At 62.8% G+C, this 22,244-nt stretch carries 22 protein-coding genes, 1 tRNA gene and 1 pseudogene; 13 read left to right on the top strand and 11 right to left on the bottom strand.

From position 1 onward, the window contains the following. Positions 1 to 88 precede the first annotated feature (88 nt). The 9 genes from CK218_RS18835 (at position 89) to CK218_RS18795 (ending at position 9,124) form a co-directional block, all read left to right on the top strand. The gene (locus tag CK218_RS18835; RefSeq protein ID WP_067321574.1) at positions 89 to 343 is read left to right on the top strand and encodes a hypothetical protein; all 255 of its coding nucleotides are present in this window, start codon (positions 89 to 91) and stop codon (positions 341 to 343) included. A gap of 291 nt (positions 344 to 634) precedes the next feature. After that, positions 635 to 1,891 (top strand): N-acetylmuramoyl-L-alanine amidase, encoded by a 1,257-nt coding sequence (locus CK218_RS18830; protein WP_095828514.1) that lies wholly within the window; start codon positions 635 to 637, stop codon positions 1,889 to 1,891. Positions 1,892 to 2,123: 232 nt separating this feature from the next. Then, entirely contained in the window at positions 2,124 to 4,580 is a 2,457-nt protein-coding gene (locus tag CK218_RS18825; RefSeq protein WP_066989516.1) for a penicillin-binding protein 1A, read from the top strand. Between the two features lie 126 nt (positions 4,581 to 4,706). Further along, a protein-coding gene (prfB, locus tag CK218_RS18820) for a peptide chain release factor 2 (RefSeq protein WP_143749657.1) occupies positions 4,707 to 5,838 on the top strand; the annotation gives its coding sequence in 2 pieces (ribosomal slippage) (positions 4,707 to 4,772 and positions 4,774 to 5,838; 1,131 coding nt in all). A 48-nt stretch (positions 5,839 to 5,886) separates the two neighbouring features. Beyond that, positions 5,887 to 6,312 (top strand): GFA family protein, encoded by a 426-nt coding sequence (locus tag CK218_RS18815; protein ID WP_095778679.1) that lies wholly within the window; start codon positions 5,887 to 5,889, stop codon positions 6,310 to 6,312. A gap of 299 nt (positions 6,313 to 6,611) precedes the next feature. Further along, the gene (locus CK218_RS18810; RefSeq protein WP_066989898.1) at positions 6,612 to 6,989 is read left to right on the top strand and encodes a hypothetical protein; all 378 of its coding nucleotides are present in this window, start codon (positions 6,612 to 6,614) and stop codon (positions 6,987 to 6,989) included. 175 nt (positions 6,990 to 7,164) lie between these two features. Beyond that, positions 7,165 to 7,533, top strand: a complete 369-nt coding sequence (locus CK218_RS18805) for a GFA family protein (RefSeq protein WP_095783283.1) — start codon at positions 7,165 to 7,167, stop codon at positions 7,531 to 7,533. Positions 7,534 to 7,633: 100 nt separating this feature from the next. Then, positions 7,634 to 8,284, top strand: coding sequence for an OmpA family protein (locus CK218_RS18800; RefSeq protein ID WP_095783284.1), 651 nt, complete (start codon positions 7,634 to 7,636; stop codon positions 8,282 to 8,284). A 231-nt stretch (positions 8,285 to 8,515) separates the two neighbouring features. Further along, complete coding sequence (locus CK218_RS18795; RefSeq protein WP_095828512.1) at positions 8,516 to 9,124, top strand: hypothetical protein; 609 nt, start codon at positions 8,516 to 8,518, stop codon at positions 9,122 to 9,124. Between the two features lie 104 nt (positions 9,125 to 9,228). On the opposite strand, the pseudogene CK218_RS18790 reads toward CK218_RS18795, so the two are convergent. The 7 genes and pseudogenes from CK218_RS18790 to CK218_RS18755 all read right to left on the bottom strand — a co-directional run bounded on the left by CK218_RS18790 (position 9,229) and on the right by CK218_RS18755 (position 16,704). Then, positions 9,229 to 10,745, bottom strand: a pseudogene (locus CK218_RS18790) (DEAD/DEAH box helicase). A gap of 224 nt (positions 10,746 to 10,969) precedes the next feature. Then, entirely contained in the window at positions 10,970 to 11,743 is a 774-nt protein-coding gene (locus CK218_RS18785; protein ID WP_067321550.1) for an NAD kinase, read from the bottom strand. Positions 11,744 to 12,165: 422 nt separating this feature from the next. Further along, positions 12,166 to 12,927, bottom strand: a complete 762-nt coding sequence (locus tag CK218_RS18775) for an MBL fold metallo-hydrolase (RefSeq protein WP_066989531.1) — start codon at positions 12,925 to 12,927, stop codon at positions 12,166 to 12,168. A gap of 4 nt (positions 12,928 to 12,931) precedes the next feature. Then, a complete protein-coding gene (locus CK218_RS18770; RefSeq protein WP_095828511.1) occupies positions 12,932 to 13,996 on the bottom strand; it encodes an ABC transporter ATP-binding protein in 1,065 nt (354 codons plus the stop codon). Next, positions 13,993 to 14,775 carry an ABC transporter permease gene (locus CK218_RS18765; protein ID WP_095828510.1) on the bottom strand — a complete coding sequence of 261 codons (783 nt, stop codon included), beginning with the start codon at positions 14,773 to 14,775 and terminating at the stop codon, positions 13,993 to 13,995. The genes CK218_RS18770 and CK218_RS18765 overlap by 4 nt, the downstream gene beginning before the upstream one ends. Positions 14,776 to 14,777: 2 nt before the next feature. Further along, entirely contained in the window at positions 14,778 to 15,623 is an 846-nt protein-coding gene (locus tag CK218_RS18760) for an ABC transporter permease (RefSeq protein WP_095828509.1), read from the bottom strand. A gap of 7 nt (positions 15,624 to 15,630) precedes the next feature. Then, on the bottom strand, positions 15,631 to 16,704 hold the full coding sequence (locus tag CK218_RS18755; protein ID WP_095828508.1) for a spermidine/putrescine ABC transporter substrate-binding protein: 1,074 nt from the start codon (positions 16,702 to 16,704) through the stop codon (positions 15,631 to 15,633). Between the two features lie 92 nt (positions 16,705 to 16,796). On the opposite strand from CK218_RS18755, the gene CK218_RS18750 reads away from it, so the two are divergent. Beyond that, positions 16,797 to 17,411 (top strand): TetR/AcrR family transcriptional regulator, encoded by a 615-nt coding sequence (locus CK218_RS18750; RefSeq protein WP_095828507.1) that lies wholly within the window; start codon positions 16,797 to 16,799, stop codon positions 17,409 to 17,411. A gap of 55 nt (positions 17,412 to 17,466) precedes the next feature. Here CK218_RS18750 and CK218_RS18745 read toward each other — a convergent pair whose 3' ends face one another. Together CK218_RS18745 and CK218_RS18740 are read right to left on the bottom strand one after the other, a co-directional pair. Beyond that, the gene (locus CK218_RS18745) at positions 17,467 to 17,670 is read right to left on the bottom strand and encodes a DUF2905 domain-containing protein (protein ID WP_095828506.1); all 204 of its coding nucleotides are present in this window, start codon (positions 17,668 to 17,670) and stop codon (positions 17,467 to 17,469) included. Between the two features lie 68 nt (positions 17,671 to 17,738). Then, positions 17,739 to 17,814, bottom strand: a tRNA-Thr gene (locus tag CK218_RS18740). Positions 17,815 to 17,965: 151 nt separating this feature from the next. Between CK218_RS18740 and CK218_RS18735 the strand changes: the two genes are divergently transcribed. Further along, entirely contained in the window at positions 17,966 to 18,133 is a 168-nt protein-coding gene (locus tag CK218_RS18735; RefSeq protein WP_082953745.1) for a hypothetical protein, read from the top strand. Positions 18,134 to 18,401: 268 nt separating this feature from the next. Then, the gene (locus CK218_RS18730) at positions 18,402 to 18,713 is read left to right on the top strand and encodes a BA14K family protein (protein ID WP_066989901.1); all 312 of its coding nucleotides are present in this window, start codon (positions 18,402 to 18,404) and stop codon (positions 18,711 to 18,713) included. A 114-nt stretch (positions 18,714 to 18,827) separates the two neighbouring features. On the opposite strand, the gene CK218_RS18725 is transcribed toward CK218_RS18730, so the two are convergent. Continuing rightward, positions 18,828 to 19,250 carry a hypothetical protein gene (locus CK218_RS18725; protein ID WP_095828643.1) on the bottom strand — a complete coding sequence of 141 codons (423 nt, stop codon included), beginning with the start codon at positions 19,248 to 19,250 and terminating at the stop codon, positions 18,828 to 18,830. Positions 19,251 to 19,413: 163 nt separating this feature from the next. Continuing rightward, on the bottom strand, positions 19,414 to 20,235 hold the full coding sequence (gene bhcR, locus CK218_RS18720) for an HTH-type transcriptional regulator BhcR (RefSeq protein ID WP_095828505.1): 822 nt from the start codon (positions 20,233 to 20,235) through the stop codon (positions 19,414 to 19,416). A gap of 201 nt (positions 20,236 to 20,436) precedes the next feature. On the opposite strand from bhcR, the gene gcl reads away from it, so the two are divergent. Continuing rightward, on the top strand, positions 20,437 to 22,218 hold the full coding sequence (gene gcl / locus CK218_RS18715) for a glyoxylate carboligase (RefSeq protein WP_095828504.1): 1,782 nt from the start codon (positions 20,437 to 20,439) through the stop codon (positions 22,216 to 22,218). Positions 22,219 to 22,244: the final 26 nt, after the last annotated feature.

The following is a 22,244-nucleotide window of genomic DNA, read 5'->3' as shown; positions in this document are numbered from 1 at the left end:
TCGTTTCCTCCCGGCAGCCATCAGCCGCAGCTGGCGAGGCAGGCCCCGCCGCTGTGTGCCTGGATTTGTGTGGCTGCCGGATAATTGAATGTCCGCCGGCCGGAGCTTGAGCGCGATGGCGGTGCCGCCCGCAGCCACAATGGCGCGGTTCGATGCGGACCTTTCCATGATTGCGCTTGAAGCCATCGGCACCCAGCAGAACCTTTTGAACCAAAGCCCGGGCTTGGCCGGACCAGCTTGTTTGCTCGCACAGAGCCGGCGCGGGAGATCCCGGCCGTTTTCATCGCGCAAGCGATTCCCCCGCCACGGGAGCACGCCTGCGAAAATCGTCGCGATCACCTGAAACCCGGAAGCGCCTTGCACATCTTACCCTGGCGGGAAGCTGCAGGGCGGGCGGTTCCGGGATTGCAGTGATCCAATGTCGCTTTTATGATTTGGCGGGGTGGAAGGCAACCCCGATTTCGGATGCCGGCAAAAAGCGCTTCCGCAGGGGAAGGTCGCGCTCCACCTGCTGCATGAAAAGGCTTGGTTAACCTTCTCTGGATACCAATCGTTAATCGGGTTGGCCGCCAGACAGGCCGTTCTGCCAAACAGGCCGGCGCGAGGCGCCTAACGGGGAGCGACTGGAATAGAGATGGGACTGGCAGGCACCGCAGACAAGGAGCGTGGCGCCGCCGGGCATCTGCGGCTCATGGCAAGGGCTGTTTTCCTGCTGGTGATCCTGCTTGGCCTGACCGCCGCCTCGCGGGCCGACGGGTCGCTTGGCGCCACCACCTACAAGATGGCCGGCGATGCCACCAAGATGCGCATCGTCGTGACCTTCGACAGAGAACCGGACGTGAAGTGGTTCCTGCTGCGCGGTCCCAGCCGCCTTGTGGTCGATCTGCCGCGCACGCGATTCGCCCTCAACGCCAAGGACGTGAAGCCGCGCGGGCTGGTGCGCGCCGTTCGCTACGGCGATCAGGGCAAAGGCTCGCGGCTGATCCTCACCGGCAAAGGACCGTTTGCCGTCGACAAGCTCGAGGTGCTGAAGAATGACGATGGCAGCGGCTATCGCGTCGCCATCGACATGTCGGCCGCATCGGAAAGGGAATTCGACGAGGCTTTGGCCAACCAATCGCTGACGACCGGCTCGACCGTTTCCACCGACAAGGGCGGCCGTGTCGGGACCGGGCCGATTTCGGCGCCTGGGCACCGCTTCACAGTGGTCATCGATCCGGGTCATGGCGGCGTCGACGGCGGCGCGGAGAGCGCCGGCGGCACGGTCGAGAAGAACGTCACGCTCGCCTTTGCCACAGAATTGCGTGACAAGCTGGCCGCGGTCGGCAGCTATGATGTCTATATGACGCGGGACAGTGACGTATACCTGCCGCTCGACGAGCGCGTGCGCATCGCTCGCCAGCACGAAGCCGATCTGTTGATCTCCATCCATGCCGATACGATCGCAGTGAAGGGACTCCGCGGCGCCACGGTCTACACGCTCTCGGACAAGGCCTCCGATCCCGAGGCACAGGCGCTCGCCGATCGCGAAAACCTGTCCGACCAGTTCGCCGGTCTGAAGATCGAGGACGACAACAAGGAGGTCACCGACATCCTGATCGACCTGATCCGCCGCGAGACGCACGGCTTTTCGATGAGCTTTGCGCACACGCTGGTCGGCCAACTGTCGACCAGCGTCGGTCTGATCAACAATCCGCAGCGCTCGGCGGGCTTCAAGGTGCTGAAGGCGCCTGACGTGCCCTCGGTTCTGGTCGAGCTTGGCTATCTCTCGAACAGTAAGGACGAGGCGCAATTGCTCAGCGCCGACTGGCGCGGCAAGGCGGCTCAGAGCATAACCAATGCCGTTGCCCTGTTTGCCGCGGCAAAAGCGGGAGCCAGGGCTGGGGGCTGACGGGGACCGAACCCGCCCACAACCTTGAGCCGTCCTACAACCGCAAGCAGCGTTGCGCGACGACAACACGTGGCGTTATTATTTGACGGACGGAGTTCCTGAAACTTCGTGCTGCCGTATTTTGTCCACATGGTCGCGACAATGGGTTTCCATTGCGGATTGGGACCGCCCCTGAAGCTTGCGCGACTGTCGGCTTCGTTTAGGAAATCCCGGACCTCGGACTGGAGCGGGCATGATTCGTCTCATCGGCTATTTCTTCGGCATCGGCACGACGCTGGCGCTGCTGGTCGCTGCGGGCCTTGCCATCTACATCGGCCATCTGACGAAGGATCTGCCCGACTACGAGGTTCTGGCCAAATATGAGCCGCCGGTGACGACGCGCATCCATGCCTCGGATGGCTCGCTGATGGCCGAATATGCTCGCGAGCGGCGCCTTTATCTGCCGATCCAGGCGATCCCGGACCGCGTCAAGGCTGCCTTCATGTCGGCCGAGGACAAGAACTTCTATAACCATCCCGGCATCGACATCACCGGCCTCGGCCGCGCCATCATCGTCAATCTGCAGAACTTCGGCTCGGGCAGGCGTCAGGTCGGCGCCTCGACGATCACGCAGCAGGTTGCGAAGAACTTCCTGCTGACCTCCGACCAGACCTATGAGCGCAAGATCAAGGAGATGATCCTGGCCTTCCGCATCGAGCAGGCCTATTCGAAGGACCGCATCCTCGAGCTCTATCTCAACGAGATCTTCTTCGGCTTCGGCGCCTATGGCGTGGCCGGCGCTGCGCTGACCTATTTCGACAAGTCGGTCAACGAACTCACCGTCGCTGAAGCCGCTTACCTTGCTTCGCTGCCCAAGGGCCCCAACAACTATCATCCCTTCAAGCATGCCGACCGGGCGATCGAGCGCCGCAATTGGGTCATCGACCAGATGGTCGAGAACGGCTACGTCACGCGCGAGGAGGGCGACAAGGCCAAGGCCGAGCCGCTCGGCGTGAAGCCGCGCCGCAACGGCTCCTACCTGTTCGCGGGCGAGTATTTCACCGAGGAGGTGCGCCGCCAGATCATCGCCCGCTACGGCGAGAATGCGCTCTATGAGGGCGGCCTGTCGGTGCGCACCACGCTCGATCCGAAAATCCAGCTCATCGCCCGCAAGGCGATGCAGAACGGATTGCTGAAGTACGACACATTGCGCGGCTATCGCGGACCGGTGACCCATATTGACGTTTCCGGCGACTGGGGCGTGCCGCTCGGCGCGGTCAAGGGGCTGGAGGACGTGCCGGAGTGGACGCTCGCCGTCGTGCTCGACAGTTCTGCCGATGGGCTGACGATCGGCATTCAGCCGGCGCGCCAGGTCTCCGGCGACCTCGTCAAGGACCGCGTCGAGGGCACCGTCAGCAAGGACGACATGGGCTTCGCCATGCGCCATTTCGTCAACGGCAAGTCCGTCAGGGCGAAATCTCCGGCGGAAGTGCTTGAACCCGGCGACGTCATCTTCGTGCAGAAGAACGAGGGCTCCGACAACGCCTATAGCCTGCGCCAGGTACCCGAGGTCGAAGGCGGCCTGGTTGCCATGGATCCGCATACCGGGCGTGTGTTGGCCATGGTCGGCGGCTTCTCCTACGCGCAGTCGGAGTTCAACCGCGCTACCCAGGCGATGCGCCAGCCGGGCTCCTCGTTCAAGCCGATCGTCTATTCGGCGGCGCTCGACAACGGCTACACGCCGGCTTCCGTGATCATGGACGGGCCGATCACCATCCAGAGCGGCAACACGACCTGGACGCCGAAGAACTATGACGGCACGGCCGCCGGCCCGGCCACATTGCGCTCGGGCATCGAGAAGTCGCGCAACCTGATGACGGTGCGGCTGGCCAACGACATGGGCATGAAGCTGGTCGTCGAATATGCCGAGCGCTTCGGCGTCTACGATCATCTTGCGCCCTATCTGCCGATGGCCCTGGGCTCCGGCGAGACGACGGTCATGCGCATGGTGTCGGCCTATTCGATCATGGCCAATGGCGGCAAGTCGATCAAACCGTCGCTGATCGACCGCATCCAGGATCGCTACGGCAAGACCGTGTTCAAGCAGGACGAACGCGGCTGCGAGGGCTGCAACGCCGCCGAATGGAAGAACCAGCCCGAGCCGGAACTGGTCGACAATTCCGAGCAGGTGCTCGATCCGATGACCGCCTATCAGATCACCTCCATGATGGAGGGCGTGGTGCAGCGCGGCACCGGCGCCACCATCGCCGAGCTCGGCCGCCATATCGCCGGCAAGACCGGAACCACCAATGATGAGAAGGACGCCTGGTTCATCGGCTTCACGCCGAACCTCGTCGTCGGCCTCTATATGGGCTACGATACGCCGCGCGGCCTGGGCAAGGGCGCCACGGGTGGTGGCCTCGCCGCGCCGATCTTCAAGGACTTCATGCGCGTCGCGCTCGACGGCACGCCCAATGTCGACTTCCAGGTTCCGGAAGGCATGAAGCTGATCGCCATCAACCGCAAGACCGGCATGCGCGCGGCCGAAGGCGACCCCAACACCATCATAGAGGCGTTCAAGCCCGGCACCGGCCCGGCCGACAGCTATTGGGTCATCGGCATGGGCGCGGACGGCTCTAATGGCGCCGGCGGCGCGCTGTCGCCGCAGGCCAATCAGGCGATCCAGGACGGCGGCGGCGGCCTTTACTGACTTCCCAGGTTTCGAAATGGGCCGGCAGCTAAACGCCGGCCCATTTCGCTTTACAGGCGGCGGTGCCGTGCCTATGTATCGCGCCGATTCCAAAAAAACGACAAGAACAGGACAGAACGAAGAGCCATGCGCGCGGAAACGCAGAACATTGTCGACGAGATCAGGCAGGCGATAACCCTGCTGAGGAGGCATCTTTGACTGGGATCCGGCCCTCAAGCGGCTTGAATATCTGAACTCGCGCGCGGAGGATTCCAGCCTCTGGAACGACCCTGCGGAAGCGCAGAAGCTGATGCGGGAGCGCCAGAGCCTCGATGAGGGGATCGCGGCGGTCAAAGGCCTGACCCAGGCGCTCGAGGACAATATCGGCCTGATCGAACTCGGCGAGGAAGAGGGCGACGAGGGCGTCGTCGCCGAAGCCGAAGCGGCGCTGCGTTCGATGCAGGGCGAGGCCAAGGCCCGTCAGGTCGAGACCTTGCTGTCGGGCGAGGCGGACGCCAACGACACCTATCTTGAAATCCATGCCGGCGCCGGCGGCACCGAGAGCCAGGACTGGGCATCGATGCTCTTGCGGATGTATACGCGCTGGGCCGAGCGGCGCCGCTTCAACGTCGAGGTGCTGGAAGTCCATGAAGGCGAAGAGGCCGGCATCAAGTCGGCCACCGTGCTTATCAAGGGGCACAACGCCTATGGCTGGCTGAAGACGGAATCCGGCGTTCACCGCCTGGTGCGCATCTCGCCTTACGACAGCAATGCGCGCCGCCATACCTCCTTCGCCAGCGTCTGGGTCTATCCCGTCATCGACGACACGATCGAGATCAACGTTTCGGAATCGGACGTGCGCATCGACACCTACCGTTCGTCCGGGTCGGGCGGCCAGCACGTCAACACCACCGACTCGGCGGTGCGTATCACCCACCTCGCGACCGGCATCGCAGTTGCTTGCCAAGCCGAACGCTCGCAGCACAAAAACCGGGCCAAGGCCTGGGAGATGCTGCGCTCGCGGCTCTACGAGGAAGAGCTGAAAAAGCGCGAGGCCGTGGCGAACGCCACCGAGGCGTCGAAGAGCGATATCGGCTGGGGCCACCAGATCCGTTCTTACGTCCTCCAGCCCTATCAGTTGGTGAAGGATCTGCGCACCGGCGTCGAAAACACCAGCCCGTCAAGCGTGCTCGACGGCGATCTCGACGAATTCATGGAGGCCTCGCTGTCGCATCGCATCGAGGGCGGTGCAGGTGAGGCGGTGGCGGACCTCGACTAGGTATTCCGAAAACTTTCCGCCGGGTGGCGGCTGGCAAGGGGTGAGACCTTGGCAAATCCGGAAAAGGCAGGTGCTCGTACGCTTGCCGGGCAATGCTTCTGCGGCACCGTCCGCTACGAGGTGACCGATGAATTCGCCTACGCGGTGAATTGCCATTGCTCGAACTGCCGCCGTACCACAGGCTCGGCTTTCAAGCCCATTGCCGGCATCGCGCGCGACAAGTTTCATCTCACCGCGGGCGACGACAGGCTGCTGATCTATGGCGATGCCGGCGGCCACGACGCGCATTGCGGGCAGTGCGGCTCCCTGCTCTACTCCTTGGTGCGGGAGGGTGCCTACGTCCATGTTGCCATGGGGACCCTGACGGGCGATCCGAGCATTCGCCCAAGTGCACATATCTTCGTCGGTTCCAAGGCGCAATGGTTCACGATTACGGACGACCTGCCGCAATATCGTGAACATGTCACCGGCTGACGGTCGGAACTTCCGTCGGCAGAATTTCGTTCTTAGGCACCCCTGGTCGCAGGCTTGTCGTAGTTATTGTTAACCAAGTCGGCGCACCCTTTTCTGCGGCCGCTGCTGAACCCCGGTGCGATTCCGAGGGCACGCCCAGTTCTTGCGCCGGCCAAGGAATCAGCCCAGCATTCGGGCTGGGTATAGAAGCATGTATGGCCGGACGCGGCATATCTGCGACTGACGATCCGGCCACTGGGAAGACACGTTCCGGGAACGGGCAAGCGACAAAACGCTTGATGCTCGAAAGGAACGCTTCGATGTCTGCTGCCAAGTCAAGATCGGCCCGAGCCGTTCGCCCGGCCGGCCGGCTCCTGTTTTCCCTGTTCGCCACCTTCGGGACCATGATGCTGACCGCTACTGCCGTCGCGCACGACGCCAAACCTACGGCGGTGCTTCCGCAGGCCTGGAGCTATCCCTTTGCCTGCTGCGCCAACTACGACTGCAAGGAGGTGCCACAGACATCGATCGGCGAGCGGCCGGAAGGCTATGTGATAAAAGGCACCGGCGAGGTGGTCGCCTACAGCGACAAGCGGGTCAAGGATTCGCCTGATGGCGAATATCACTGGTGCGCGCACCAGGCCGGATTGGACGCCGGCAAGACCATCTGCCTGTTCGTGCCGCCGCCCTCTTACTAGGATTGCCGCGGCCAGGCAGTGCCGAAAGCATGTGAGCCTCTCGACCGGGCGCTACTGCGCCTGCTGACGAACGGTTGTCAGGACGACGTCTTTATGTTGCCTTGCTGCCACGGAAGTTCCGCGGCGTCTTCCGCACGGAACTGTGCGGGGCGGGCGGCGGACAACGGAGAGATCCATGATCATCAAGGGAAGCTGCCACTGCAAGGCCACGACTTTCGAAGTCTCCGAGGCGCCGCAGACGGTGACGCAATGCACGTGCTCATTCTGCTCCAAGCGCGGGTCGCTCTGGGCGTATTACGTCCCGTCGCAATTCAAGCTCACCAGCCCGCCTGAGAACGTCTCCTTCTACCGCTGGGGCTCGAAAACTATAAAGCATGGTTTCTGCTCGACCTGCGGCTGCGGCACCTTCACCGAAACGCCGGACTGGTCGACGGGCCAGCCCGACTTCGACAACCCGAGGATCAGCGTCAACTCTCGCCTGTTCGACGACTTCGACCTGGACAGCGTCGAAGTGGTGGTGATCGACGGCAAGAACCTCTGGTAGCTTTGCCGTTCCGCTTTTTGCCGCAATTCATGGTACAACGCGTGCGGAAGGGCTGATTTGGCGCGGCTGCAACGGCCGCGATTTGGAGAGGGACAATCTTATGAAGAAGACCGTGCTCGTCGCCGTGGCGACGGCTGTGCTCGTGAGCGCCTGCACCACCACCGATCCGTATACCGGCGACCAGAAGATCTCCAACACCGCGGCCGGCGCCGGCCTCGGCGCGTTGGCGGGTGCCAGCCTTGGTCTGCTGGCCGGCGGCAACGACCGCCGCAACGCGCTGATCGGTGCGGGCATTGGCGCCCTTGCCGGCGGCGCGATCGGCGCGACGATGGACCAGAACGAGGCCGAGCTTCGCCGTCAGCTGCAGGGCACCGGCGTCAGCGTCACCCGCAGCGGCGACCAGATCATTCTCAACATGCCGTCCGACATCACCTTCAACGTCGACCAGGACGCGGTGAAGCCGGGCTTTTATCCGGTGCTGAACTCGGTGGCGCTGGTGCTGAACAAGTTCCGCCAGACGACCGTCGACGTCTTCGGCCACACCGACTCGACCGGCGGCGACGAGCACAATTTCGACCTGTCGCAGCGCCGTGCGCTGGCCGTCGCCAACTACCTGTCGGGCCAGGGCGTCGATTCCCGCCGCTTCGCCGTCACCGGCTTCGGCAAGACACGTCCGGTTGCTTCCAACGCGACGGCTGCCGGTCGCGCCCAGAACCGTCGCGTCGAGATCCAGCTGTCGCCGCTGACCTGATAGAAGCTGCTGCCAGGAGAACTACTCTACTATGCAAAACGGCCCCGCGAGGGCCGTTTTGTTTTTGAAGGCATTGGGGCCTTAGCTAGTTCTAATTGATGCCTTTCCATCGCCTTGGAAAGGACTAGCATCGACGCTGTCCAGCGGGGACGAGGCGGTACAACCGGCCGCGCAATCAGCATTTTTCCGCCTCGGTCTTGCACGGCCAGTTCAAGAATCTGGGAGGAATGCATGACAAGAACGACTCGTCTTGGGCGCTGCGGCGTCCTCGTTTTAACCGGCCTCTTGGGCGCATGGGTTGGAGCCGCCACGGCCCGGGCCGAAGACGCCAACAAGGCCGACATCGAAGCTCTGAAAAAATCGCTGGCCAAATATGAGGATTACACGGCCGCCGTTCGCGACCTCTATCTGTCGACCGTCGGATGCGTCTATTACTCGGGCGAGAAGATTCCGGGCACGATGGAGTATCCGAAGGGCGCGATGGGCATCCATTTCGTCAACGTTCCGAGCGTCGGCCAGAAGCTCGACCCGATGAAGCCCAACGTGCTCATTTACGAACCGACCAAGAAAGGCTTGAAGCTGGTCGCCGTAGAATGGCTGGTGCCCTTGATCCCGGATGTCAAGGAACCACCGAGCCTATTTGGCCAGAAATTCATGGGTCCGATGGAGGGGCATTATCCGCTCATCCCGAAGGAGTTCGTCCATTACGATCTTCACGCCTGGCTGTTCAGGGACAATCCGAACGGCATGTTCAGCCCGACGAACCCGAAGGTGAAATGCAGCGACGCCGAGTTTCCGATGCTGGAGAAGCCGACCAAGATGATGCCCGGGCCGATGTAAGCGGCAGCAGGACAATCCCGGCAAAGCGCTTCCTTCGAGCGAACCGGCAGTAGAGGAACGGCCCCATTCGGGGCCGCCTCGTTGTTGCCGACGCTGTATTGAGGTCAGACCTTCGCGACGATGCGCATGAAGGCGGGCACGTCATCGCCGAAGCCGACGGTCGCGTCGTCCTCTTCGTGGCGGTGGCGGGCAGGGCGGTTGTGGTCGCGCTGGGGACGCGCAGCCCCGCGCTGCTCGTTGGGGTTATCGGAACCCTTGCGGTCGTTCTCGGAACGGATCGCATCCTTGCGGGCGCGGCGCTCGGCAATATCGGCAATCTCGGCCACCGGCTGCTCTTCGCGTGGTGTCTCCGGCGTCTCGTCGTCGCTGTGCCTGGCGTGGCGGTCCGCGCCTTTCTTGCGCTCGCCACGGCCTTTGCGGTCCTCGTCCTTGCGACCGGCGCGCCGCGGCCACGGCGAGGCGCTTCTTCGCCTTCGCTCTCGGCGACCGTCGACAGGTCGCCGTCATGCCATTCGATCTTGGTGCCAATCAGCTTTTCGATGGCGTCGACATATTTGGTGTCGGAGCGCGTCGCGATGGTGAAGGATTTTCCCGAGCGGCCGGCCCTGCCGGTGCGCCCGATACGGTGGACATAATCCTCTGCATGGATCGGCACGTCGTAGTTGAAGACGTGGCTGACGTCTGGAATATCGAGGCCGCGGGCTGCGACGTCCGAGGCGACGAGGTAGCGCAGCTTGCCATCGCGGAAATTGGCGAGCATTTGCATGCGGGCGCGCTGATCCATGTCGCCATGCAGCGCGCCGGCGTCGAAATCATGCTTCAGCAGCGAGCGGAAAAGCTCCGACACTTCGACCTTGCGGTTGCAGAAGATGATGGCGTTCTTCAGGTCGGACTCTTCGGCCCGCATGAGATTGCGAAGCGTCTCGCGCTTGTCCCACGGCTTGGAGCCTGACTTCACCAGGCGCTGCGTGATGCTGGTCGCGGTGGAAGCGGCTCTGGATACCTCGACGCGCACCGGCGCATGCAGGAATTTTTCGGTGAGCTTGGTGATTTCCGGCGGCATGGTCGCCGAGAAGAACAGGGTCTGTCGCGTGAACGGGATCATCTCGCAGATGCGCTCGATATCGGGGATGAAGCCCATATCGAGCATGCGGTCGGCCTCGTCGATGACGAGGATCTCCACGCCGTTGAGCAAGAGCTTGCCGCGCTCGCGGTGGTCGAGCAGCCGGCCGGGCGTGGCGATCAGCACATCGGCGCCGCGCTCCAGCTTCTTGTCCTGCTCCTCGAAGGAGACGCCGCCGATCAGCAGCGCGATGTTGAGCTTGTGGTTCTTGCCGTATTTGACGAAGTTTTCCTCGACCTGGGCGGCGAGCTCGCGTGTCGGCTCGAGGATCAGCGTGCGCGGCATGCGGGCACGCGCACGGCCCTTTTCCAGCCGGGTCAGCATCGGCAGCACGAAGGAAGCGGTCTTGCCGGTGCCTGTCTGGGCAATGCCCAACACATCCTTGCCAAGCAGCGCATGCGGAATGGCGCCGGACTGGATCGGGGTAGGCTTGGTGTAGCCGGCATCGGTGACTGCGGAGAGGACCTTCGGCGACAGGCCGAGGTCTGTGAACGTCAACGCTTCTTGAGCGGTCTGAGTGTCTGCGGACAAGTTGTGGCTGTCTTTGGCTGGTTCGGGAAAAATCGCAACACGCGTTGCGGCGGGCGCCGCGCGCCTGCAAGATCGGGTTGCAGTTAGGCGCAAGTCCGCGATTTGTCAACAGAAACGGCCGGGAATCCGGCGGATTGTGAACACGTAACCTTAATTGCGATGCTTAATCGGGGTTATTGTCTTCTACCGCCTCAATAGCGGAATTGCTCGGCAAGAATACGCTCGTTCCATGAATGATTGGGATCGAACAGCAACGTCGCCGTCGCGGTCGGCGATTCCCGCACCGTGACAGAGGCGATCGCCTTGACCTCGGTGTGGTCGGCGGCGGCGTTCACCGGGCGCTTTTCCGACTCCAATATGTCGAAGCGCACGATCGCTTTGTTGGAGAGCAGCGCGCCGCGCCAGCGCCGGGGCCGGAAGGGACTCACCGGCGTCAGCGCCAAAAGCGGCGCGTCGAGCGGTAGGATCGGCCCGTGCGCCGACAGATTGTAGGCTGTCGAACCAGCGGGTGTCGCGATCATGACGCCGTCGCAGTTCAATTCCTCCAGCCGCACCTGCTCGTCGACGGTGATGCGTATTTTCGCGGTCTGATAGGATTGGCGCCAAAGCGCCACTTCGTTGATCGCCAGCGCCGAGATCGTTTCGCCCTCGTGAGTCACCGCCTGCATTTCCAGTGGGCGGATCGTCTCGGATACCGCTTTCGAAATGCGTTCATCGAGACCGCCGGCGCGATATTCGTTCATCAGGAAGCCGATGGTGCCACGGTTCATCCCGTAGACCTTCTTGCCCGTGCTCATCGTGTCGCGCAGCGTCTGCAGCAGGAAGCCGTCACCGCCGAGCGCGATGATGATCTCCGCCTCGGCGACAGGTATTTGCCCATAGCGCGCCGACAGGGTTTCCAGCGCCGCGCGGGCGTCGTCGGTGTCGGAAGAGACGAAGGCGAAACGGCTGGTTTCTTTGCTCATGGATCCCGAACGGCGACCGCTACCGCCTGCCGGTCGCGCAGGCGACGGCGTAGCATGCGCCGACCGCATCTGCAAAGGGCGGTGCGCCCCGCCATGCGGATAGGCGTTGGCGCTCGCGCTTCGTGACAGCCATGCAACGAATGTGATGGCTGCAATGGTTAAGACCAGGCTTAAACACTCGTAAAGCCGGATCGATCATGTTAGCCGGCAGTGGATGGGTTGGCGGGGGCTGGCCAGTCGAGAGACCTATCTATTGCCAGTGACGCGTCTGATCATAGTCTTCCTGATGATGGGAAGTTTCGCCCTCATGTTCGCCGAGCTTGTGCGCCACTCGGAGGAGATGAGCCAGCGGCCGCATCCGACGGCCTCCCGCTGCGGCGACGCCGCCGGGATGCCTTGTCCGCAAAGGGCGCTTTGAAGCGCTAGCGGTTCTGCAGCAGGTGACAGCCCGCCTGCCGCTTCTGCGCAAGATACTCGTCGATCAACTGGCGGTAGCGCACCTTGCCGAAGCTCGGGAAATGGCCGCCATGCACGACCGAGACGTCGAGGTCGCGCATGGCAAGCAGCGTCTCGACATAGTCGCCGATATCGGAGTGGTAGACGTCGTCGATCAGCGGCCCGTCATAGACGATGTCGCCGGACAAGAGGATGCGGGTCTTTCGCTCGTAGAGCGCGATGCCGCCGGGTGAGTGGCCAGGCGTGTGGATGACCTCGAAGGCACGATCGCCGAGATCGACAACGTCGCCATGCTCAAGCAGCCGGTTGGCCGGCGCAGGCGGGATGCGGTAGCTGGCCGTATCCCATCCGTCGGGCATGCCGTCGAACATATCGTCAGTCGCGTAGCGGTCGGCGACCGTCCGCTCGTTGCGCGGATCGGCGAGGATCTGGGCTTCAGCCGAATGCACGCAGCGATCCGGAAATTCGTGGTGGCAGCCGATGTGGTCGAAATGCGTGTGGCTGGCGACGCAGACAAGCTTGCGTTCGGTGACCAGCGGCACATGGCGCCGCAGGCTGAAATGGCCGAGGCCGGTATCGAACAAAAGATCGCCGTCGCGGCCGCGCACATGCCAGATGTTGCAGCGGAAGAACGGCTTTATCCATGGCTCATGGATGAGCGTGACGTCGTCGCTCATGCGGATGCTCTCGTACCAGTCCGGAGCCTCGATGACCGGAAGCATGCTCATTGGATCAGTCCGCCAGCAGGATGATGTCTTGAGCGTCGCATGAAACCGCGACCGTGTCGCCGGCCTGGACGGTCGCGGGAGCTGGTGCCTTGGCGATGAACTGCAATGCAGGATCCTGCACCGAGGTAGCGAGCACCCGCTTGAAGCTCCCTTGGAAGACGACGTCGCTCACTCTGGCGGTGCCGAGCGCAACGTCGCCTTTCGCTCCCGCAAGGATGAGGTGCTCGGGCCGGATGGCAAGCGCCACAGCCGCGCCAGCCGGCGCCGTGCCGGGCAGCGAGATCGGCCCGAGCCTGGTCGCCACTGCGACGCGTCCATCCTGTGTTTCGCCGGCTTTGCCGGCAAGAATCGTGCTTTCGCCCATGAAGGTCGCCGAGAAGCGAGTCTTCGGCCGCGCATAGACTCGCTCGGGCGGTCCTTCGTCCTCGATGCGCCCATCATTCATCACCACGCAATGGCCGGCCAGGGCCATCGCTTCTTCCTGGTCGTGCGTGACATGGACGAAAGCGGTGCCGACCCGCTTCTGGATCGCTTTCAACTCGTCCTGCATCTGCCGGCGCAGCTTAAGATCCAGCGCGCCGAGCGGCTCGTCGAGCAACAGCACCGCCGGCTCGATGACCAGCGCACGCGCCAACGCCACGCGCTGGCGCTGGCCACCGGAGAGCTGGTGCGGCTTCTTGTCGAAGGAGTCTGCAAGCCCGACGAGGGCGAGCGCTTCGCGTGCCTTTGCCGTCCGCGTCGCGCCATCGACGCCCTGCATGCGCAGCCCGAAGCCGACATTCTTACCGACGCTCATATGCGGGAACAGCGCGTAGTCCTGGAAGACGGTCGTCGTCGGGCGCTTGGCCGGCGGCACGGCGGTGCAATCCGCGCCGCGAATGAACACCTTGCCTTCGCTGGGGGTGACGAAGCCGCCAAGGATCGAAAGCAGCGTCGTCTTGCCGGAGCCGGACGGGCCGAGGAGGATCGTGTAGCTGCCGGGCTCGATCGCGAGCGAGACGTTCTTCAAAACGCGAAGGTGGCCGAAATGATGCGAGACGTTGCGGATGTCGACCAATGGGGCGCTCATGCCGGCTTTCTCCGCAGCAGGGTCAATTCGAACAGCACCACGAGCACAATGGAAACCGCAAAGACCAGCGAGCCGACGGCATTGGTCTTGGGATTGAGGCCGGAGCGCAAGAGGTTCCAGATCTCGACCGGGAGCGTCGTCTCGAATCGGGTGAGCAGGAAGGAGATGACGAACTCGTCCCAGGAGAAGGTCATCGACAGGAAGAAGCCGGCGAAGATCGCCGGCGCCATGACCGGCACCGTGATCATCAGCAGCACCTTCCATTCGGGAGCGCCGAGGTCGCGCGCGGCGCGCTCGATGTTGATCTGGTGGTCGCCCATCTGGCTGTAGATGACGGCGAAGCAGAGCGGCAGGTTGATTACCACATGACCGATGCCGGCGGCGATGAGCGATTTCGGCACGCCGGCCCAGTTGAACAGCACCAGCAGCCCCATGCCGATGATCAGATAGCTGACGGTGAGCGGCAGCGTGATCAGCCCGCGCAGCAGGGCCGAGCCCGGCAGCACGAAGCGCGCGAAACCCCAGGCGGAAAGGAAGCCGAGCGTGACGGATGCGAGCGAGGACAGCACCGCCACCAGCAGCGAATTGACCAGCGCGGAGGTGAGGCGTGCATCGGACAGCACCGCCTGGTACCAGCGCAGCGACGGGCCGGTGAAAGGCGGGATGGGGAAAGAGGTCGCCTGCAGCGAGAACAGTATCAGCACGACCACCGGCAGGAAGATGAAGCCGTAGACGGCGATCGCGTAGAGCCAGGCAGCGAGGCGAACGGCAGCACGCATGGTCAAGCCCGCTCGATCTTCAGCCAGCGGGCGCAGGCGAGATAGGCGACGGTGACGACGGCCATCAGGATGATCGAAAGCGCCGAGGCCAGCGGAAAATCGCCGCGCCGGCCGATCTGCATCATGACCAGCTGCGGCATGACCAACTCGTTGTTGCCGCCGAGGATCTGCGGCGTGATGTAGTCGCCGATGCAGAGTACGAAGGTGAGGAAAGCCCCGACCATGATACCGGGCAGGGTCAGCGGCAGCACGACATGCAGGAAGGTCCGCACCGGCCCGGCACCGAGGTCGGCGGCCGCCTTGCGATAGCTCGGGCTAAGTTGTTTCAGATTGGCGAAGATGGTGAGCGTCAGCAGCATGACGAAGAAGTGGACGAAGCCGGTGACGGTGGCGAGCCGAGTGTTCGCAAGCTGCAGCGGCCCGGTGACCAAGCCGATGCCGGTGAGCGCCCGATTGATGACGCCGTTCTGCGCCAGCACGAGCAGCCAGGAATAGGAGCGTACGACGTAAGACGTCCAGAACGGCAGTACGGCGAGCATCAGTGCCAACCGCTGCCAGCGCTCCGGTACTTGCTCGGCGAGGATCCAGGCGAAGGGATAGGCGAGCAGGATCGAAATCACGGTGACGATTGCGGTCACCTCCAGCGAGTTCACCATCGCCCGCCAATAGGATGGATCGGTGAAGAACTGGCTGTAATTGGCCAAAGTGAAGCCGCCGCCTTCATGCGCCGTCAGGCTCGACAATCCCATGGCGACGAAGGGCAGCACGAAGAACAGAAGCGTCCACGCCAGCGCCGGCGTGACCAGCGCCCAGGGCAGGGCACGCGGGCTGCCTCCGGAAACGCTCATCGGCCGATTACTGCGCCTGCAGCATTTCGGTCCACATGTCCTGCATCTTCTTGTCGAGCTCGGCGTTCGGCGCCGGATAGGCCTGGGCGCGGGCGAGGAAGCCGGACTGCTCGTCGAAGCGCAGGATCTTCTTCTGCTCGTCGGTGAGCGCTGCCTTCTTGTTGGACGGCATGCCCCAGTAGCAGGAGGAGGTGGCAAGCCGCGCCTGGCCTTCCGGGCTCAGAATGTACTGAATGAATTTTAGCGCCATGTCCTTGTTCTTGGAATCCTTGAACATGGCGAGCGACTGCGACCACAGCACCGCGCCTTCCTTGGGGATCGAGAAGTCGAGCGCCGGGTTTTCCTTGGCGAGCCCCGCAGTCACCCACTCGCCGCCGCCGACAAGGACGTCCACCTCGCCGGTCGCAAGCGCGGTCTGGCTGGCGGTGACTTCCCCGACCAGCTTGGCGTTGGCCTTCATCTTGAGCAGCTCGGCCTTGAGAGCGGGCAGGTCTGCCTCGGTGAGGTCGGCGGTCTTCTTGCCGATCGCCAGAGCCGCCATGCCGATGACCGGCAGGTAATAGTCGTAAATCGCGATCTTGCCCTTGTATTTGTCGCTGGTCAGCGAAGCCAGCGACTGCATGTCGGCCGGATCGACCTTGGTCTTGTTGAAGCCGATCGTGTTGTAGCCGAACTTTTCGGTGATGCCGTAGCGCTTGCCGTCGACCACGGTGGACTTGTCCATCTTCACTTCCGGAAAGAGGTCGGCGAAAGGCAGCTTGTCCTCCGGCAGCGGCTCGAACAGGCCTTTCTCGACACCGCGCGGTACGTCGATGGAATCGATCACCATCACGTCCCAATCGCCCGGCTGCGACTGATCGACGATCGCGAGTCCTGCGCCTGTGCCCTCGAATTCCTTGACGTTGACCTTGACGTTGTTGGCCTCCTCGAAGGGCTGCAGCAGCGCCGGATCGGAGTGGTCGCACCAGATCAGCGCGTTGAGATCGGCGGCCTGAGCGCCGCCAGCGGCGAGCAGTGCCACAGCAGCGCAGGCGGCTCCGAGACGGGACTTCAGGCTGGAAAGCGGATTCCGGACAGTCATCGAATGTTCTCCCTGCCTTGCTGGCTTGTTGAGGAAAAGTTGAACCAATTCTAAAATTGAGTCAATTATGATTTTATGGCAGAGAGACCGATATGAGCGGATTGCGCGCACGGCAGAAGGCGGACAGGCACCGCCGCATCATCGATGCGGCGACGGAGCTTTTCCGTGAGGCCGGCTATGAAGGCGCCAAGATCGAGGCCATAGCTGCGCAGGCAGAGGTCTCGATCGGCACGATCTACAATTACTACCAGAACAAGGGTGACATTCTCGGCGCCATCGTGGCTATGGAGGTCAACGAGGTGCTGAATGCCGGGCAAGGCGTGGTCGGCAGCCCGCCGGCCGATGTCGGCGACGCGCTCGACAGGCTGATCGGCATCTATATCGAGCACTCGCTGAATTACCTGAGCAAGGAGATGTGGCGGCAGGCGATGGCAATCTCGACCCAATTGCCCGACAGCCCTTTCGGCCAGGCCTATACCGCGCTCGACCGCGCCTTGACCGAACAGATCCGGGCGCTGATCGCCCGCCTGCAGGAGATCGGCCTGGTGCGGTCAGACATCGATGGCCCGGCGGTGGGCGAGTTGATCTTCAACAACATGAACATGATGTTCATCGAGTTCGTGAAGCGCGACGAGGCGGAAATCCCGGAGCTGCGCGCGGCGATAAGGCGGCAGAACCGGATCTTGGTGGCTGCGATCGGCGTATAGAAGATCAAGAGCGAGCGGGTAGAGGGCTTTCAGCAAAGCGCCGCGGCCGAACTACTCAGTGACGGTTGATCAGCCACAGAATGGTCGAAAGAACGACACTGATCAGAATTCCCGTGGTGATGGGAAAGTAGAGCCTGAAATTCTCGCGCTCGATCACGATATCACCGGGCAACCTGCCGAGGCCGATCCTGGTTACCCATGGCCACAGCAGGCCAGCGGCAACTATGCTGAGGCCAATGACGATCAGAGTTCGCGACATGGCAGCACCTGCCGGAAATAGCGCATTGCCAGAATATAGTGATGCTCGAAAGCTGGCAGAGCGAAGGATGGTGCCCCCGGCAGGGATCGAACCCGCGACCTTCGGTTTACAAAACCGCTGCTCTACCAGCTGAGCTACAAGGGCACGGCGCTCCGGTAGCACATTTCGTGCGCCAGTAAAGACAAAACTCCGTTTTGGGTTGCTAATGGACCGCTTGGCTTAGTCGGCATGCTGAAAAGCGGCGCGCCGCTTCCTACATCTCTGTCGGGTGCAATGGCATCGAACGGGGTGTCGCATGATCAGATTCGTCATCATCCTACCGCTCATCGTCGTGACCTGGCTTCTCCTGATGAAGGCCGTCAGCGATCTGAAGAAGGCCAACATCGACTGGACGGGCGTCACTACGATCATCGGCTTCATCGTGCTGGCCTTCTGGCTGCGGCACGTGACGGGGATGGGGTAAAGGGGAGTGAATGGTGAATGGTGAACGGCGGCGTTTTCTCGACCATTCACTCATTCACCCATCCATCGAACCTTTTGCCGCTACTCCGCCACAACTGATCACCAGAGGCGAATGGTCGCCTCGATCAGAGATAGGAGCAGTCCCGAAAGATTTGAGCCGCTTCCGGCCACTCAAAAAAATCAAAAAAACTTCGAACCTTTTCCGCGCTGCAACGACAGATGATCAAGAGGCGGATGGATCGCCTCGGTCAGGAACCAAGGAGATCATCATGTTCAAGCGCACGCTCGTTTCGACCCTTATCGCCACCTCTGTCGCCGCCGGCACGCTGGCCGGCACCGTCCAGCCTTCGGCCGCTCACGACCATCATCACCGCCGCGAGCTCGGCATCGGCATCGCCGCCGGCGTTGGCGGCTTCGTCCTGGGCAACCTGCTCGCTCAGCAGCCGCGGACGGTCTATGTCGAGGATGGCTACCACGGTTCCTGGCATGTTCGCCGCTGCATGGCCCGCTATGCCAGCTACGATCCGGGCTCGAACACCTACATCGGCTACGACGGCTATCCGCATTACTGCCGCCTCTGAGAGCAATTCCAGGAAAAGCGCATAGCGGTTTTCCGTCCGGAATTGCGTAAAACAGAGGAGAGCCACCGTCTCGCAACCGGAAAGGGGGCTTCGCGGCCCCTTTTTCGCCTGGTGCTAGGAGGTCTTGGCCTCGATCGCCAATCCCGCGCTGCGGCAGGCGCCGGCAACAGCAAGCCCGGCATTCGGCGATTCACCGCTCATCGCGACAAGTTCGAAGCTGTTTCCAGCATCCGGGTAGACCTTGGCAATGAAGGCTTTGCCGTCCCTGGAGCCGCCGGCCGAACGCTTGTCGTCGACAAAGCCGCAAACCACGATCTCCTGGCGGCCATTCAACGTCCGCTCACCGGCAAGCATCGCCCCGAACTTCGCCGAGACTGGATCCTTCAAGTGCTGGCGGACGCCGGCGGTAATGATCTCCTCGAGGGCGAGCGAGATCGGTATGGAATCGACGCGCTGCCGGTTCGAGTCCGGCACCGGTGTCGTGGTGGCGCATCCGCACAGTGAAGCGGCGAGCAAGAGTTGAACCGTTTTCAGCATCACGCCCTTTCGCATGCATTCGAACGCCGCGGCAAGACGGCAGGGCCTATGCAGCCGACGGTGTACAGCGATACGTTTAGTCTGGCCCGCTTCGAGATAGCGGCCAAGAGCGCGCTGCCCGGCGCATGACGCCGGGGTCATGCGCAAACAAAAGCTGTCGTAGTCAGTAGGCTTTCACGCCGCCGATCATCTTCGTCACCTCGGCCGCGGCCTCGCGCACCAGCGGGCCGATCTCCGCCAGGCGCTCCGGCGTTACCCGCACCGTCGGACCGGACACGGAAACACCGCCGATCGGCTCGCCGAACTCGTTGAAGATGGCGGCGGCGACGCAGCGCATGCCGGGATGGCGTTCCTCGTCGTCGACCGACCAGCCGCGATGCTTGATGATCGCCAGATCATGAGCCAGCGCCGAGATGTCGGAAAGCGTCTTGTCGGTGTAGCGTTGCAGGCCGGCCTTGCGCAGGATGGCGGCGACCCGCTCCGGCTCGAGATGCGCCAGCACCGCCTTGCCGATGCCCGACGCATGGAAGGAGCTACGCGTGCCCGGCCGGAAGAAGGCGCGGATCGCCTGATGCGTCTCGACCTGACTGACGAAAACCACGCAATCGTCCTCGGCGACGCCCAGATTGGCGGTCTCGCCGGTCTTTTCCATCAGTTCCTGCATGACGATGCGGGCGCGGTCGACCAGCTTGCGGCGGCGCAGGAAGGCGGCGCCCATGCGGTAGGTCTCGACGCCGATCGACCAGAGCTGGTCGGTCGAGTCGAACTCGACCATGCCGTGGTTCTCCAGCGTCGTCAGCATGCGGTAGGCCGTTGAGGCGGCGATGCCGCTGCGCGCCGCGATCTCGCTCAAGGACAAGCCGCTGGCGTCTGCGACGATCGCCAGGATGCGCAGCGCGCGGTCGAGCGACTGCACTGAAGCCGCTTCCTGCGGGCCGTTGAAGGCACGCGGCCGGCCGCGTTGGCGTTTTTCCGTGGTTTCCATGCACGCATTCTCCGCAATTTCGCGCGGAGCACAATGAAAAAGTTTTTCACTAGCCCGTCGTGGCGATTTTCTGGAAAAGGAAAAGGTCAGAGAAGTCAGCCAGGTACAACAGTTTTCTAGAAATGAAAAAATATTCTGAAAAAATTGAAAAATCGGGAACGCGCTGGCATTCTCAGCCAATCAACGAAGTGGAGGCTGAACATGGCCAGGATGCGCGCTGTCGACGCGGCGGTTCTCGTTCTAGAAAAGGAAGGCATCACCAATGCCTTCGGCGTGCCGGGCGCGGCGATCAACCCGCTCTATTCGGCGCTGAAGGCGCGCGGCACCATCCGCCACGTTCTCGCGCGCCATGTCGAGGGCGCCTCGCACATGGCTGAAGGTTTTACCCGCGCCAAGCCCGGCAATATCGGGCTCTGCATCGGCACCTCAGGTCCGGCCGGCACCGATATGATCACCGGGCTCTATTCCGCCTCGGCGGATTCCATTCCCATCCTCTGCATCACCGGGCAGGCGCCGCGCGCTCGCCTCAACAAGGAGGATTTCCAGGCCGTCGACATCGCTTCGATCGCAGCACCCGTCGCCAAATGGGCCGTCACCGTCATGGAACCCTATCTGGTGCCGATGGCGCTGCAGAAGGCTTTCCACCTGATGCGCTCCTCGCGACCGGGCCCGGTGCTGATCGACCTGCCGCTCGATGTGCAGCTTGCCGAGATCGAATTCGACATCGAGGCCTATGAGCCGCTGGTTCCCTTCAGGCCGGCAATGACGCGCGCCCAGGCCGAAAAGGCTTTGGCAATGCTCAACCAGGCGCAAAAGCCGCTGATCGTCGCCGGCGGCGGTATCATCAACGCCGATGCTTCCGATTTGCTGATCGAGTTCGCCGAAGTCACCGGCGTGCCGGTCATTCCGACGTTGATGGGCTGGGGCGCGATCCCCGACGATCACCGGCTGATGGCCGGCATGTGCGGCCTGCAGACCTCGCACCGTTACGGCAACGCGACAATGCTTGAAGCCGACTTCGTCTTTGGCATCGGCAACCGCTGGGCCAATCGCCACACCGGGTCGGTCGACGTCTACACCAAGGGCAAGAAATTCATCCATGTCGACATCGAGCCCACTCAGATCGGCCGCGTCTTCGCGCCGGATCTCGGCATCGTCTCGGATGCGGGCGCGGCGCTGAAGATGCTGCTCGACGTCGCCACCGAGTGGCGTACGGCCGGCAAGCTGCGCGACTGGTCGGGCTGGGCGAAGGAATGCCAGCAGCGCAAGAAAACCATGAAGCGCAAGACGCATTTCGAGCAGGTGCCGCTGAAGCCGCAGCGCGTCTATGAGGAGATGAACAAGGCTTTTGCCCGCGACACCACCTATGTCACCACGATCGGCCTGTCGCAGATCGCCGGTGCGCAATTCCTGCATGTCTACAAGCCGCGCAACTGGATCAACTGCGGCCAGGCCGGCCCGCTCGGCTGGACGCTGCCGGCCGCGCTCGGCGTGCGCGCCGCGGATCCCGATCGCGCCATCGTCGCGCTCTCCGGCGACTACGACTTCCAGTTCATGATCGAGGAGCTGGCGGTCGGCGCGCAGCACAAGCTGCCTTACATCCACGTCGTCGTGAACAACGCCTATCTCGGGCTGATCCGCCAGGCGCAGCGCGGCTTCTCGATGGACTACGAGGTGAGCCTCGCCTTCGAGAACGTCAACCGGGCAAACGATCCCGAGGCCGGCTACGGCGTCGACCATGTCGCGGTCGCCGAGGCGATGGGCTGCAAGGCGGTTCGTGTGCGCAAGCCGGAAGAGTTCGCCGGCGCCTTCAAAGAGGCTGAGCGGCTGATGAAGGAACACCAGGTCCCGGTCGTTCTCGAATTCATCCTTGAACGTGTCACCAACATTTCCATGGGCACCGAAATCGACAAGATCACCGAATTCGAGGAGCTTGCCGAAAGCCACGAGGATGCGCCGACGGCGATCGTGATGCTCGATTGAGGTCCGGCGGAAAGAAGGAGCAAAAG

Origin of the sequence: Mesorhizobium sp. WSM3879 (genome assembly GCF_002294915.1) — a bacterium.
GTDB lineage: Bacteria > Pseudomonadota > Alphaproteobacteria > Rhizobiales > Rhizobiaceae > Mesorhizobium.
Note: the sequence above shows the minus strand (reverse complement) of the source record. Positions and strands in the feature narration are given on the sequence as shown.

Excerpts from the sequence above, each read along its gene's own strand:
- CK218_RS18835 (WP_067321574.1), top strand. The coding sequence starts at position 89 with ATGTCCGCCGGCCGGAGCTTGAGCGCGATGGCGGTGCCGCCCGCAGCC.
- CK218_RS18830 (WP_095828514.1), top strand. The coding sequence starts at position 635 with ATGGGACTGGCAGGCACCGCAGACAAGGAGCGTGGCGCCGCCGGGCAT.
- CK218_RS18825 (WP_066989516.1), top strand. The coding sequence starts at position 2,124 with ATGATTCGTCTCATCGGCTATTTCTTCGGCATCGGCACGACGCTGGCG.
- CK218_RS18810 (WP_066989898.1), top strand. The coding sequence starts at position 6,612 with ATGTCTGCTGCCAAGTCAAGATCGGCCCGAGCCGTTCGCCCGGCCGGC.
- CK218_RS18805 (WP_095783283.1), top strand. The coding sequence starts at position 7,165 with ATGATCATCAAGGGAAGCTGCCACTGCAAGGCCACGACTTTCGAAGTC.
- CK218_RS18800 (WP_095783284.1), top strand. The coding sequence starts at position 7,634 with ATGAAGAAGACCGTGCTCGTCGCCGTGGCGACGGCTGTGCTCGTGAGC.
- CK218_RS18795 (WP_095828512.1), top strand. The coding sequence starts at position 8,516 with ATGACAAGAACGACTCGTCTTGGGCGCTGCGGCGTCCTCGTTTTAACC.
- CK218_RS18785 (WP_067321550.1), bottom strand. The coding sequence starts at position 11,743 with ATGAGCAAAGAAACCAGCCGTTTCGCCTTCGTCTCTTCCGACACCGAC.
- CK218_RS18775 (WP_066989531.1), bottom strand. The coding sequence starts at position 12,927 with ATGAGCATGCTTCCGGTCATCGAGGCTCCGGACTGGTACGAGAGCATC.
- CK218_RS18770 (WP_095828511.1), bottom strand. The coding sequence starts at position 13,996 with ATGAGCGCCCCATTGGTCGACATCCGCAACGTCTCGCATCATTTCGGC.
- CK218_RS18765 (WP_095828510.1), bottom strand. The coding sequence starts at position 14,775 with ATGCGTGCTGCCGTTCGCCTCGCTGCCTGGCTCTACGCGATCGCCGTC.
- CK218_RS18760 (WP_095828509.1), bottom strand. The coding sequence starts at position 15,623 with ATGAGCGTTTCCGGAGGCAGCCCGCGTGCCCTGCCCTGGGCGCTGGTC.
- CK218_RS18755 (WP_095828508.1), bottom strand. The coding sequence starts at position 16,704 with ATGACTGTCCGGAATCCGCTTTCCAGCCTGAAGTCCCGTCTCGGAGCC.
- CK218_RS18750 (WP_095828507.1), top strand. The coding sequence starts at position 16,797 with ATGAGCGGATTGCGCGCACGGCAGAAGGCGGACAGGCACCGCCGCATC.
- CK218_RS18745 (WP_095828506.1), bottom strand. The coding sequence starts at position 17,670 with ATGTCGCGAACTCTGATCGTCATTGGCCTCAGCATAGTTGCCGCTGGC.
- CK218_RS18735 (WP_082953745.1), top strand. The coding sequence starts at position 17,966 with ATGATCAGATTCGTCATCATCCTACCGCTCATCGTCGTGACCTGGCTT.
- CK218_RS18730 (WP_066989901.1), top strand. The coding sequence starts at position 18,402 with ATGTTCAAGCGCACGCTCGTTTCGACCCTTATCGCCACCTCTGTCGCC.
- CK218_RS18725 (WP_095828643.1), bottom strand. The coding sequence starts at position 19,250 with ATGCTGAAAACGGTTCAACTCTTGCTCGCCGCTTCACTGTGCGGATGC.
- bhcR (WP_095828505.1), bottom strand. The coding sequence starts at position 20,235 with ATGGAAACCACGGAAAAACGCCAACGCGGCCGGCCGCGTGCCTTCAAC.
- gcl (WP_095828504.1), top strand. The coding sequence starts at position 20,437 with ATGGCCAGGATGCGCGCTGTCGACGCGGCGGTTCTCGTTCTAGAAAAG.